The organism is Flavobacterium sp., from assembly GCF_043780635.1.
Lineage (GTDB): Bacteria > Bacteroidota > Bacteroidia > Flavobacteriales > Flavobacteriaceae > Flavobacterium.
The window spans coordinates 1-13,434 of record NZ_JAYWCK010000046.1 but is presented as its reverse complement, the minus strand read 5'-3'; the positions used below and the strand labels follow the sequence as shown (position 1 = coordinate 13,434).

Here is a 13,434-nt window from a genome sequence, read left to right as displayed (position 1 = left end):
CATTTTAAATTACAAATTACAGACTTCAATTATTAGACTTAAAATCTTTTATTTAATATAAATTATTTCTTTAGTAAGATACTGTTTTCCTTGATATTGCCACTCCATATTGATGTCCCAGCGTCCGCCAACCAATCTTTTTGCAGGAACAAATAAAGAAGAACCTGAAAGTGAAATAGGAACGACAAAATCAAAGTTTTTGTTGGATGGCCTGTAAAAAGAAACATTCCCCTTGATGTCTTTTGGAATATAGACTTCTGGAAAAATAATTGTAATTCCTTCGGAAGTATTTGATATTACAGGCTTTTGAGCCAAATCAGTTGCATTTTGAACCCGAACCATTTCATCACCAAATTTTGCATCGTGTTTGTAATATTCTTCTACAACCAATTCGTTGTCGTATTTAGAATTGGATTGTACACTTAAAACAAAATATAAAATAAAGGTAATAAATAATGCAAATGCAATTACAATTCCTGTTCCCCAATTAATTTTCATGCTGTACTATTTGTTTAGAGTTTATAAAGTTAATCAAAACTTCTTGGACTTAAAAAACTAGTTCTACTGGTTTCAATTTTTTTATTGCCATCATAAACTTCAATTTCAAGTTTTGTTTTGTCGTCTTCCAATAAATTTTGATTGATTTCGATAAATAAAGTTCCGTTTTTCATTCCTTGTTTTGGCACTTTTAAATCTTGTTCGCCCACTACTTTCAGCGTTCCTTTTATTCCAACCAGTTTAAAGTGAATGTCATTGAAATCATTACTTGTTTTGTTAATAATTTTAAACGTATAAATATTACTGATATTATCTCCTTTATGTTGAAACAATTGTCCTGGAAGTCTCAAAATAACAGCTTCGACATCAGTTCGCAAGAACAACAATCCAGCTAATATACCAATAAGAATAAACAAAACAGCTGAATAGCCTTTCATTCTTGCAGTAAATTTGAACTTGGAATTTTTTTCTATTTCATCTTCCGAAGCAAAGCGAATCAGTCCTTTTGGCAACCCAACACCTTCCATAATCGTATCACATTCATCAATACAAGCTGTGCAATTTACACATTCTAATTGCGTTCCGTTGCGAATATCAATTCCTGTTGGACAAACATGTACACATTGTTTGCAGTCAATACAATCCCCTTTTCCCGAGGCTGCCCTGTCTTCTTGTTTATTGAATTTGGCTCTGCCCAATTCCTTTTCTCCTCGAACAAAATCATAAGCAACATTGATCGATTTATTATCTAATAATACTCCTTGTAATCTTCCGTACGGACAAGCAATAATGCATACTTGTTCTCTAAACCAAGCAAAAATAAAATAGAAAACTCCTGTGAAAATAAACAATGAAATTAAAGTACTTATATGATTTTCTGGCCCTTCCTCAATCATTATGATTAATTCGTCACTGCTGATAAGATAAGCGAGAAAAACATTGGCAATCGCAAAAGAAATTATTAAAAAGATAGACCATTTAAATGCTTTCTTCCTGATTTTTTCCGCATTCCATTCTTGTTTTTCCAAACGGATTTGCGCTCCGCGATCGCCTTCAATCCAGTATTCAATTCTGCGGAAAACCATTTCCAGAAATATGGTTTGCGGACAAATCCATCCGCAAAATATTCTACCAAAAATTACTGTAAATAGAATTACGAAAACAACGCCAACAATCATAGAAATTACAAAGAGGTAAAAATCTTGTGGCCAAAATGGAAACCCGAAAATATTAAATCTTCTTTCCAAAACGTTGAACATCATAAATTGATTGCCATTAATCTTTAGGAAAGGATTTGCAACCAGAATAATCAACAAAAAGTAACTAACCCACTTTCTATATTCGTAAAATCTACCGGAAGGTTTTTTAGGGAAAATAAATTTTCTGTGTCCTTCTTCATCAATTGTTCCAATAGTATCTCTGAAAGCTTCGTCCGGTAATTTTGACATTTTAATGGGTATTTATTAAATCATAAAATCTTTGTCAAAGTTAGTGACTTTGACAAAGATTATGAGCTTAAAAACTGTTTATTAGTTTTTAAATTTATTTCTTTACTGCGGTAGTGTCTATAGTTGCAGGAACAGCAGCGGCAGTTTTAGGTGCATTTGGATCAACCCAAATTTCTCCATCCGGAGCTTTTGGATTAACAGGATTGCTTCCTCTTAATGACAGCACATAGCTTGCAACTTCTTGCATCTGTTTAGGTTTCAAAGTTGCTTTCCAAGAGATCATACCTTTTCCGTCACGACCACCATTTACTAGAGTGTGAAAAACATTTTTAATTCCACCACCCAAAATCCAATTATCATCAGTTAAGTTTGGTCCAATTTGCCCTCCAGCATCTGCTCTGTGACAAGGAATACAATTAGCGGTAAAAATAGCTTTTCCTGCAGCTAGATCTGCAGGAGTAGTTAATAAAGTAACTGTGTTTTCATCCATTAAATCAGGAGCTGTTTTCTTGTATTCAGCAATATCAATTTGGGCTTGAGCCATTTCTTTTTTAAGCTCCATTTCCTGATTGTCGCCTCCCATAACCTCAAATCGAACAAGGTAAACCACTGCAAAAATGATACAACCGTAGAACAAATATACCCACCATGGTGGCAAACTATTGTCTAATTCCTTGATACCATCATAATCGTGATCTAACAATAATTGCCCTTCATTTTCAATTGGAACTGTTTTAGTTAGGAGTTTTATTAGATTCTTATACCAAGCACTCTCTTTAAAACTAACACTTGAAGTTTCTCCTAATTTTGCTTTTTGTTCTTCGGTTAACAATTGATACGTAATTGTATCAACTGCATTAACAGTGATTTCTATTGCTATCAGTAGAAAAAGGAATACTAATAAAAATAGGGAAACCATTGGGAACTTTATAAAAGCAGGTTGACTTCCTGAGTCAATGAAATATTCCATTGCAGCAAAAACCGCAAAGAAAATAACCAGAACTCTTATGTATGCCGGGATCAATTTTTTCATTTTTATATATTTTGAAAATTATATTTTTAATTATTTTTTAATCGTTCAAAGGAATTTGACTCATTTCATCAATTTTATCTTTCTTGTATGAGAAAACCCATAGACCAAGTCCAATAAAAAAGGCAAAGAAAATCAATAATGAAATTATTGGATAGGTCTCGATTCCTTCGATAGTTTCCAAATTATGTTTTATTTGCTCGAACATAACTACTATTTATTAGAGTTGTTTTTCACTTTGATGTCAGTACCAAGTCTTTGAATGTATGCGATTAAAGCAACGACTTCTCTTTCATTCATAGGAACAAATTTTTCTCCTCTTGCTTCCGCTTTTTTCTTGCTTGCATCATAACTTTTTACAAAGTCAGGATCATTTTTCAAACTTTCTTCGATTTTCAAAGCTTGCGCTCTCAAATCTTTCTGTCCATTAGTAATTTGTTCATCAGTATAAGGAACTCCAAGTGTTTGCATTGCTTGCATTTTCTTTTCGGTCATTGAAATATCCATCGCTTCATTGGCAAACAACCATTTATAAGAAGGCATAATTGATCCATCTGATACTCGCTGCGGATCATAAAAGTGATTAAAATGCCAAAGATCTGGATATTTCTCTCCTTCTCTCAATAAATCAGGACCTGTACGTTTTGAACCCCAAAGGAATGGGTGATCGTAAACAAATTCTCCAGCTTTTGATTGTGGCCCATAACGTTCCACTTCACTGCGGAAAGGACGAACTGATTGTGAATGACAACCTACACATCCTTCGCGAATGTATAAATCACGACCTTGTAATTCTAATGGTGAATATGGTTTTACACTAGCAATGATTGGAATATTAGATTTAATCACAATCGTTGGAACAATTTGAACAATTCCTCCAATTAGAATGGCAATAACAGCAAAAATTGTCAATTGAATAGGTTTTCTTTCTAACCAAGCGTGGTATTTTTCACCTTTGATTCTTCCTGCACTAATTTTTTGTAATTCAGGAGCTTCAGCCAATTCATCTTCGATGGTTTCACCAGCTCTTACGGTTTGAATAATGTTATAAACTAATACTAACATTCCTGTAAGATACAATAATCCACCGGCAGCTCTCATCCAATACATTGGCATAATTTGAGTTACTGTTTCAAGGAAGTTACCATAAGTTAATGTTCCGTCTGGATTAAATTGTTTCCACATTGAAGCTTGTGTAAAACCAGCAACATACATTGGAATTGTATAAAGAATAATACCTAAAGTACCAATCCAAAAATGGAAATTAGCTAATTTAGTAGAATATAGAGTGCTCTTAGTCATTCTTGGTATCAACCAATAGATAATACCGAAAGCCATAAAGCCATTCCAGGCCAAAGCACCTACGTGAACGTGAGCAATAATCCAATCCGTATAATGTGCAATAGCATTTACATTTTTTAGAGACAACATTGGACCTTCGAAAGTAGCCATACCATAACCCGTAATCGCTACAACGAAGAATTTTAAAACTGGTTCCTCACGCACTTTATCCCAAACACCTCTTAAAGTTAAAAGTCCGTTTATCATACCTCCCCAAGATGGAGCAATCAACATAATTGAAAACACAACACCTAAATTTTGTGCCCAAGTTGGTAAAGCAGAATATAATAAATGGTGTGGTCCTGCCCAGATGTATAAAAATATTAATGACCAGAAGTGAACAATTGATAGTCTATAAGAATAAACCGGACGGTTAGCTACTTTAGGAACAAAATAATACATCAATCCTAAAAATGGAGTTGTCAAGAAAAATGCAACTGCATTATGACCATACCACCATTGAACCAAAGCATCTTGAACCCCTGCGTAAACAGAGTAACTTTTCATAGCACTTATAGGCAATTCTAAGCTATTAAAAATATGTAAAACCGCCACGGTAACGATAGTGGCTATATAAAACCAAATTGCAACATATAAATGACGCTCTCTTCTTTTTAGAATTGTGCCAATCATATTAATACCAAAAGCTACCCAAATCAAAGCAATGGCAATATCTATTGGCCATTCTAATTCTGCGTATTCTTTAGAAGTACTATAACCTAATGGCAACGAAATAGCTGCGGCAACAATAATCAACTGCCAACCCCAAAAATTTAAATTACTTAAGAAGTCGCTGAACATTCTGGCTTTTAGTAATCGCTGTAACGAATAATAAATTCCTGCAAACATTGCATTTCCTACAAATGCAAAAATAACTGCATTGGTATGTAAAGGTCTCAGTCTACCAAAACTCAACCAGGAAATTCCGTCGGTCATGTTTGGAAAAAGAAACATAGTAGCTAAAATTAGCCCCACCAACATTCCCACAACACCGAAAACGATAGTCGCGTAAATAAATTTCTTTACAATTTTGTTGTCATAATAAAACTGTTGCATTTCCATAAATAATGTTTGTTAATTGGTTTAAAAAAATTAAGGCTTAAGGTTGTTTTCGTTAATCTGAGTGTGTTCATCATTAGCTTTTTTAACAAGTTCATCATCAAAAAGCATTCTAACTGAAGGAGTATAATCATCATCGTATTGACCAGTTTTCACTGCTCTAATAAAAGCAACAAAAAAGAAAATAGCTACAATTATACTGATGGAGATAAGTAAATATATTACACTCATATTATTATATTAAGTTAACAAAAATACCTTATTGCCTTTTTTATATATATGATAATTATCATATTTTAATATTTTGTTAAAATTATAAAAAAAAATGGATTTTTAATCGATTTTCACTTTAATCTTCTAGCATAATAATTACTCATTAAAGTCACAAAACTAACAATTGTTACTGTACTTAATGGCATTATGATTGCGGCTACTAATGGCTTTAAGTTCCCTGTTATGGCAAATGACAAACCAACAACATTATATAAAAATGACAATGCAAAACTCATTTTTATCGTTGTAATGGATTTCTTAGATAATTTGAGAAAATAATTTAATTTTTTAAACTCATTTGCATCTAAAATCGCATCACAAGCAGGAGAAAATACATTTACGTTTTCTGAAATTGAGATACCAATGTTACTTTGTGCCAAAGCACCTGCATCATTAAGTCCGTCGCCAACCATCATTACGTTTTTGCCTTCTTGCTGCATTTTTTTAATAAATTCGAGCTTTTGTTCTGGCTTTTGATTGAAAATCAATTCGGTTTCTTTTGGTAAAATAGCAGACAAAGTTTCTCGCTCCCCTTCATTATCACCAGACAAAACCTTGATTTGATAATTGATGCTTAAATTCCTAAAAAGTTCTTCCAACCCTTCTCTATATTGATTATTGAAAATATATTTACCAAAATAAATTTCATTAATCTTAATATGAACTGATGTTTGTTGAATACTCTTTTCTTCAGATTTTTCAACAAAATCTGATGAACCAACCTGAACTTTAATTCCATCAATATTTGCCTGAATGCCTTTTCCTGTTATTTCTTCAAAATCGGATATTTTCAATCTTTTACATTCTGGCAAAAAATCATATAACATTCTGCTTAAAGGATGATTGGAAGCACGAAGAACACTTTTTAAAATCAATAGATTTTCCTCTGAAAGTACTTTGCCTTCATAAGAAATATTTGATTTTTTATTAGTGGTAATCGTTCCTGTTTTGTCAAAAACTATGGTATCAACTTTGGCTAATTGCTCAATTACCAAAGCATTTTTTAGATAAAATTTCTTTTTACCCAATATTCGCAAGACATTTCCCATCGTAAAAGGTGCGGTCAAAGCCAATGCACAAGGGCAAGCCACAATTAAAACTGCCGTAAAAACATTGAAAGCAGTATTAACATCAATAAAAAACCAATAACCAAATCCGGCAAAAGCAATTAATAAAAGAATTGGTGTAAAATATCGACTGATTGTATCGGTTATGGACTTGTGTCTTTGTTGAACATTTTTCTGAAAAACATCATTGCTCCACAATTGTGTCAAATAGCTTTGAGAAACCGAATGTAAAACTTCCATTTCAATCACTTTGCCTATTTGTTTTCCACCTGCAAAAACTTTATCGCCTGACTTTTTAGTAATTGGAATCGCTTCTCCGGTAACAAAACTGTAATCGATTTCAGCTTTTTCGGAGATTAAAATTCCATCTACAGGAATCAATTCTTGGTTTCTAATCAACAATCGATTTCCTTTTTCGATATCATAAATTGGAACACTTTCCTCAGAAGTATCACTATTAATCCTTGTAATTGCTATTGGAAAATAAGATTTAAAATCCCTTTCGAAACTCAAGAAACTATAGGTTTTGATTTGGAACATTTTGCCCAAAAGCATAAAGAAAATCAGTCCTGTCAAGCTGTCAAAAAAACCAGAACCATAATCCATCACGATATCAAAAGTACTTCGAACAAAGAATATAATAATCCCCAAAGCAATTGGAATATCAATATTAAGCATTCCTGACTTTATGCTTTTGTAAGCCGAAACATAATATCCACTGGCAGAATATAAGAACGACGGCAAGGATAGAGCAAAAATCAACCAGCGAAAAAACGGTCTGTAATTGTCTAACCAATATTCTTTGACTTCAAAATATTCAGGAAAAGAAAGCAACATAATATTACCAAAACAAAAGAAAGCCAATCCCAGTTTATATATCAGACTCCTATCAACATTATTCTTCCCTGTCTCATAATTTTCCAAACTGATATAGGGCTCATATCCAATAGAACTCAATAAATGGACAATAGTTTTAAGCGATACTACCTCTGGATTGTATGTAATTCGGACTTTCTTTTCAGGAAAATTTACCTGAGAAATACTGATGCCTTTTAGCAGTTTTTGAAGATTTTCGAGAATCCAAATACACGAACTACAATGAATATGAGGAATATTAAGTGAAACAATTGCTGTTTTATCTTCTTTAAATTCCAAAAGTTTTGAAACTATACCTTCGTTGTCCAAAAAATCATATTTACCACTAATATCAAGTGGAGTTGCCCCAGGAGATTTTTCGAAATCATAATAGCAAGTCATATCATTAAGACTGAAAATTTCGTATACAGTCTTACAACCATTGCAACAAAACAATTTTTCATCAAAGACAATTTGGTCTTCTTTTGTAACACCCAACCCACAGTGGAAACAGCTTTTCACCTCCATAAATTTTTCTGTTTTAACAGTCCACAAATATAGTAGGTGAAAAAATTAAAAATATGATAATTATCATATAATTTTGTAGATTTGCCTCTCCAAAATAATATTTTTCTTTTATGGGTAAATGTGAACAATGTATCGTTAGAGAATTTAGCTCTTTAAAGGCACTTAATAAAGACGAACTAGTAAAACTTGCAGAATGCAAAACCTCTTCTATCATCAAAAAAGGGGATTATATTTTTGAAGAAGGTGATAGTGTAAATGGTATTTATTGCATTACAGTAGGTGTCTGTAAATTATCGAAATTAAGTCCTAACGGAAAAGATCAAATTGTAAGATTAGTTAAGCCTGGTGAGTTACTTGGACAACGTTCGATGATTAGTGACGAACCTGCTAATTTGAGTGCTGTGGCTCTTGAAGATATGGAAGTTTGTTTTATTCCAAAAAGCGAAGTGATGAATATGTTTGATAATAACAACCAGTTTTCAATGAATATGATGAAGACTATTTGTGGCGATTTGAAAGATGCCAGTGAGCATATGGTTTCTATTTCTCAAAAAACAGTTAAAGAACGCTTAGCAGAAACTCTTATTTACCTTGAAGAGTCTTTTGGGAAAAATAAAGACGGGTCTTTACGGATTCAACTTTCTCGTGAAGAATTAGCTGGAATGATTGGAACAGCCACTGAAAGTTGCATCAGATTGTTATCTGATTTTAATAAAATTGGATTGATTGAATTGATTGGCAAAAAAATAGTTATTAAAGACTTGAATAAACTTAGGAGAATAGCGGACTAATTTCTGCTATGCTATTCTAAAAATAAAATATTTAATATTAAATCGGATTGTATTTACCAATCCTTTTTTTATTGTAATAAACAATAGACTTGCTAAAATACAACTCATTTGTTTCGACTTCTGCCTCTTCAGCATTAAATCCTCATCTATTATTTTTTTATTATCAGTCGTTTTTACTTCTTACCATTAATTGCTTTTAAATACACTAAAAATAATCCCCTTAAAATTCTGAAAGTTTATACATCACTTTTTCTTTTCTACTTTCGTCAATTAATTATGCTTTCTTGCAGTTTTATAAATGATTTTGACTGTTAATTTTGACTTATCATCCATCTTATTAAAGTTAATAATAACTTAATTGTCTAATTTTTTTTTAATTTAGTCGCATCATATTAGAGAATTAATTCATCTGCCGTTTTTATCAATAAAAACTGATATGTTCTAATACCATATTATCAAGTTTAATATTAAAATAATTTACAAAATCAATCAAAGTAGATTTATCTAAAAATGCCTCGGACTCTAATTAACCATATGAATAATAAAAATATTATATAAAATATATTTTGTATTTCAACGGTTTTTTAAGTATATAATCGGATTGTGAGGTTGTTAAGAAATGGATTGTCTACCTTCCATAAATAAAATTAATATTATTTATTTAAAAAATGAATTAAAAAAATAATTTATATTGATTTGGATAGCCTACTTTTAGATTTTGAATCTTTGAATCAATGAGCATGAAGAAGTTACTTCATTAGAGCATGAAGGATGATTTGCATAAAACCTATTACCTCCAACATCATATGAGTAAATGTGAACAATGTATCGTTAGAGAATTCAGTTCTCTTAAAGTACTTAATAAAGACGAATTAGTTCATCTTGCCAAATGCAAAACATCCTATACCATCAAAAAAGGTGAGCACATTTTTGAAGAAGGAGATAATGTAAATGGTATTTATTGTATTCAAAGTGGAGTTTGCAAACTCTCCAAATTAAGTTCAAACGGAAAAGACCAAATCGTAAAGCTAGTAAAACCGGGTGAATTACTTGGTCAACGTGAAATGATTAGTGATGAACCTACCAATTTAAGTGCTATAGCTCAAGAAGATATGGAAGTTTGTTTTATTCCAAGAAGTGAGGTACTCAGTTTGTTTGACCATAACAACCAGTTTTCAAGAAATTTAATGAAGAATATTTGCGACGACTTGAAGGAAACAAGTGAACACGTAGTGTCAATGTCCCAAAAAAACGTAAAAGAACGGTTAGCAGAAGCTTTAGTTTACCTTCACGAAACTTTCGGCAAAAACGAAGATGACTCATTACGTATCCAACTTTCCAGAGAAGAACTGGCCGGAATGATTGGTACAGCTACTGAAAGTTTGATCCGTTTATTATCCGATTTTAATAGATTAGGGCTTATAGAATTAGTTGGTAAAAAAATTGTGGTTAAAGACATTAGTAAACTTAAAAGAATGGGGAATTAATTATTTTTTGGAGATAATCCAGAAATTACAATTTTTTGGCTTCTTTCCAAAATTAAAATGTTTAGCAATCTTTGATTTTATTACAGTTTTTTGGCTTCGTTCCAAAAAATGTCCATCTCCGCCAAAGTCATATCCATTAATGGCTTTCCTAATTCTCCTGCTTTGCTTTCTAAATATTGAAACCTTTTAATGAATTTCTTGTTTGTTCGTTCTAAAGCGTCTTCGGGATTTATGTTTAAAAATCTAGCGTAATTTATCATCGAAAACAACACGTCACCAAATTCAGACTCCATTTTGTCCTGATCACCAGCCTCGACTTCAGCCTGAAATTCCTCTATTTCTTCCTGAACTTTATCCCAAACTTGATGTGGTTCTTCCCAATCGAAACCCACTCCTTTTACCTTGTCCTGAATTCTGCTGGCTTTCACCAATGCGGGTAAACTTTTTGGAACACCTTCTAAAACCGATTTTTTCCCTTCTTTTAGTTTTAGTTTTTCCCAATTTTGTTTCACTTCTTCCTCGTCTTTTACCACGACATCACTGTAAATATGCGGATGACGGTGGATGAGCTTGTCACAAATCTCGTTACAAACATCGGCCATATCAAAATCGTTAGTTTCGCTTCCTATTTTGGCATAAAAAACAATGTGCAGTAACAAATCGCCCAACTCTTTCTTAACTTCATTCAAATCATTATCCAAAATAGCATCGCCTAACTCATAGGTTTCTTCAATTGTCAAATGCCTTAAAGATTGGATCGTTTGCTTCTTGTCCCAAGGACATTTTTCACGCAAATCATCCATAATATTTAATAATCTTTCAAAAGCTTGGAGTTGGTGTTGTTTGGAGTTCATTGTATTTTGGTTTTGTGTAAAAATAGGAAATCCTGTCAGGAAAACATCTTGACAGGATTAAAATATGTTTAAAAATAAAAATCTATTCTTTTTTGGTTTTTGCTTTTTTAGCTGGAGCTTTTGCTTTTTCGGCTACTACTTCTTCAACAACTTTCTCCAATACTTCTTCAGCGTTGTCAATTTTTGGTTCTTCTTTAGAAACCATTCCTTTTGATTGAAGCAAATTATACCAACTCAAGACTTTCTTTATATCCGAAGGATATACTCTTTCCGAATCGTATTCTGGAAGAATTTTCATAAAATAGGCTACAAGTGTGGCATTGTCTTCTTTGTGAGAAATAGCCGGACCATTATCTTCTTTGATGGCGATGCTTCTCATTACTTCAGTCAAAGGTTTTTCTTCATTATAAGTGTAAATTGAAATTTCCGATAATAAACTTACGTTCACTTTCAATCCAACAGAGATTTTTTTTCCGTCAACTAACGATTCAGCCAAAAATCCTGAACGCGTTTGAACTTTTAATGCGTACAAACCTGGTTTTCCTGAAATTGATAATATTTTTTCTAAATTCATTTTTATAAATGTGTATTTGATTATTCGTTTGTTTGGTTATTTGTGAAAACGTATTTTTATCTTCCTTTTTTATTGCAAAATTTCATTCTGTAATCAGGTCTGGATTTGCCATCCATAATATTTTGTAATTTCTTTTTAATCAATTGTCTTTTTAGCGACGGAATCAAATCAGTAAACAAAATCCCTTCAATATGGTCGTATTCATGTTGAATAACCCTTGCAACCAAGCCATCAAAAACTTCAGTTTTCACGTTAAAATCTTCGTCGCAATACTCAATCGTGATTTTTTCGTTTCTATAAACGTCTTCACGAACGTCAGGAATACTAAGACAACCTTCGTTAAAACTCCATAATTCTCCTTCTTCTTTCAACATTTTGGCATTGATAAAAGTACGTTTGAAACCTTTTAATTGCTTTTGTTCTTCAATTGGTAAATCTTCATCATCACTAAAAGGCGTTGTATCAATTACAAATAGACGAATGCTTAATCCAACCTGTGGCGCTGCAAGTCCCACGCCAAAAGCATTATACATCGTTTCATACATATTTGCAATAGTTTCTTTCAAGTTTGGATATTCTGGTGAAAGAACTTCCCCTACTTTTCTTAGAACTGGATCGCCATATCCTACAATTGGTAAAATCATTATATTATTGAAATTAAGTTTAAGATATAATAATTGTGTTTATATCAAAATTGGACGCAAAAGTAATGAAAATTATGGAATTGGAAATAGTAGTGGTCATTAAAACATTTTTCGAGTCAAATAATCCTGAAGCATTATAGTTGCTGAAATCTCATCGATTAGCGCTTTGTTCTGACGTTGTTTCTTTTTCAAGCCACTATCTATCATCGTCTGAAAAGCCATTTTAGAAGTAAAACGCTCGTCTACTCGAATGACTTTCATATCAGGAAAATGATTGGTAAAATGCGTTACAAATCCTTTGATAATGGAAGCACTTTCCGAAGGTTCTCCGTTCATTTGTTTGGGTTCGCCAATGAGCACGGCTTCTACTTTTTCTTTGGCAAAATAAGCTGTTAAAAAATCAATTGCCGTGGCTGATGGAATCGTCGTCAAACCCGAAGCTATAATTTGCAATTCATCGGTAACGGCTATTCCTGTGCGTTTTTGTCCGTAATCTATGGCGAGGATTCTTGGCATTTAACTAAATTATGCTACAAATATACACAAGAAACTAGGCAATCCTTTATAAAATAAACATAAAAATGGTTGGATTTTTTAAACAAAAAGAGGAAATATGTTAGTATTACAAAAACAAAGTAGTTTTCAAAAAAATCCATTTATCTTTGCTCAAAATTTTAACCAAATGAACGAATTACAATCCATAATAGAACAAGCTTGGGAAAACCGCGCTTTGTTACAAGAAACAAAAACTACTGATGCCATTAGATCAGTCATTGAATTATTAGATTCAGGAAAATTGCGTGTTGCCGAACCTGTTGGCGAAGGTTGGCAAGTAAACGAATGGGTTAAAAAAGCCGTCGTTCTGTATTTCCCAATCCAAAAAATGGAAACATTAGAAGCTGGAATCTTCGAATACAACGACAAAATGTTGTTAAAAAGAGATTATGCCGAAAAAGGAGTTCGCGTGGTTCCTGGAGCATCAGCT

Annotated in this window: 13 protein-coding genes and 1 pseudogene; 3 read left to right on the top strand and 11 right to left on the bottom strand. The window is 32.5% G+C overall.

Features of this window, described 5'->3' with window-relative positions; translation table 11 throughout:
- Positions 1-48: 48 nt before the first annotated feature.
- The 7 genes from ACH2BV_RS04615 to ACH2BV_RS04585 all read right to left on the bottom strand — a co-directional run bounded on the left by ACH2BV_RS04615 (position 49) and on the right by ACH2BV_RS04585 (position 8,099).
- Positions 49-498 carry a FixH family protein gene (locus ACH2BV_RS04615; RefSeq protein WP_395049550.1) on the bottom strand — a complete coding sequence of 150 codons (450 nt, stop codon included), beginning with the start codon at positions 496-498 and terminating at the stop codon, positions 49-51.
- A gap of 29 nt (positions 499-527) precedes the next feature.
- Entirely contained in the window at positions 528-1,946 is a 1,419-nt protein-coding gene (ccoG, locus tag ACH2BV_RS04610) for a cytochrome c oxidase accessory protein CcoG (RefSeq protein ID WP_395049549.1), read from the bottom strand.
- A gap of 94 nt (positions 1,947-2,040) precedes the next feature.
- Positions 2,041-2,979, bottom strand: a complete 939-nt coding sequence (locus ACH2BV_RS04605) for a cbb3-type cytochrome c oxidase N-terminal domain-containing protein (RefSeq protein ID WP_395049548.1) — start codon at positions 2,977-2,979, stop codon at positions 2,041-2,043.
- Between the two features lie 37 nt (positions 2,980-3,016).
- A complete protein-coding gene (locus tag ACH2BV_RS04600) occupies positions 3,017-3,184 on the bottom strand; it encodes a CcoQ/FixQ family Cbb3-type cytochrome c oxidase assembly chaperone (protein WP_395049547.1) in 168 nt (55 codons plus the stop codon).
- A 5-nt stretch (positions 3,185-3,189) separates the two neighbouring features.
- The gene (gene ccoN / locus ACH2BV_RS04595; protein WP_395049546.1) at positions 3,190-5,379 is read right to left on the bottom strand and encodes a cytochrome-c oxidase, cbb3-type subunit I; all 2,190 of its coding nucleotides are present in this window, start codon (positions 5,377-5,379) and stop codon (positions 3,190-3,192) included.
- Between the two features lie 30 nt (positions 5,380-5,409).
- Positions 5,410-5,607, bottom strand: a complete 198-nt coding sequence (gene ccoS / locus ACH2BV_RS04590) for a cbb3-type cytochrome oxidase assembly protein CcoS (RefSeq protein ID WP_395049545.1) — start codon at positions 5,605-5,607, stop codon at positions 5,410-5,412.
- 113 nt (positions 5,608-5,720) lie between these two features.
- Positions 5,721-8,099, bottom strand: a complete 2,379-nt coding sequence (locus ACH2BV_RS04585) for a heavy metal translocating P-type ATPase (RefSeq protein WP_395049544.1) — start codon at positions 8,097-8,099, stop codon at positions 5,721-5,723.
- 110 nt (positions 8,100-8,209) lie between these two features.
- Between ACH2BV_RS04585 and ACH2BV_RS04580 the strand changes: the two genes are divergently transcribed.
- Positions 8,210-8,890: a Crp/Fnr family transcriptional regulator gene (locus ACH2BV_RS04580; RefSeq protein ID WP_395049543.1), complete on the top strand. Its 681-nt coding sequence runs from the start codon at positions 8,210-8,212 to the stop codon at positions 8,888-8,890.
- 806 nt (positions 8,891-9,696) lie between these two features.
- Entirely contained in the window at positions 9,697-10,377 is a 681-nt protein-coding gene (locus tag ACH2BV_RS04575; RefSeq protein WP_395049542.1) for a Crp/Fnr family transcriptional regulator, read from the top strand.
- Positions 10,378-10,457: 80 nt separating this feature from the next.
- On the opposite strand, the gene mazG is transcribed toward ACH2BV_RS04575, so the two are convergent.
- The 4 genes from mazG to ruvX form a co-directional block, all read right to left on the bottom strand.
- Complete coding sequence (mazG, locus tag ACH2BV_RS04570) at positions 10,458-11,231, bottom strand: nucleoside triphosphate pyrophosphohydrolase (protein ID WP_395049541.1); 774 nt, start codon at positions 11,229-11,231, stop codon at positions 10,458-10,460.
- A gap of 82 nt (positions 11,232-11,313) precedes the next feature.
- Entirely contained in the window at positions 11,314-11,805 is a 492-nt protein-coding gene (locus tag ACH2BV_RS04565) for a DUF5606 domain-containing protein (RefSeq protein WP_395049540.1), read from the bottom strand.
- A gap of 56 nt (positions 11,806-11,861) precedes the next feature.
- On the bottom strand, positions 11,862-12,449 hold the full coding sequence (gene def, locus ACH2BV_RS04560) for a peptide deformylase (protein ID WP_395049539.1): 588 nt from the start codon (positions 12,447-12,449) through the stop codon (positions 11,862-11,864).
- 99 nt (positions 12,450-12,548) lie between these two features.
- Positions 12,549-12,965, bottom strand: a complete 417-nt coding sequence (ruvX, locus tag ACH2BV_RS04555; protein ID WP_395049538.1) for a Holliday junction resolvase RuvX — start codon at positions 12,963-12,965, stop codon at positions 12,549-12,551.
- Positions 12,966-13,131: 166 nt separating this feature from the next.
- On the opposite strand from ruvX, the pseudogene ACH2BV_RS04550 reads away from it, so the two are divergent.
- Positions 13,132-13,434, top strand: a pseudogene (locus tag ACH2BV_RS04550) (2,3,4,5-tetrahydropyridine-2,6-dicarboxylate N-succinyltransferase); the annotation flags it as partial.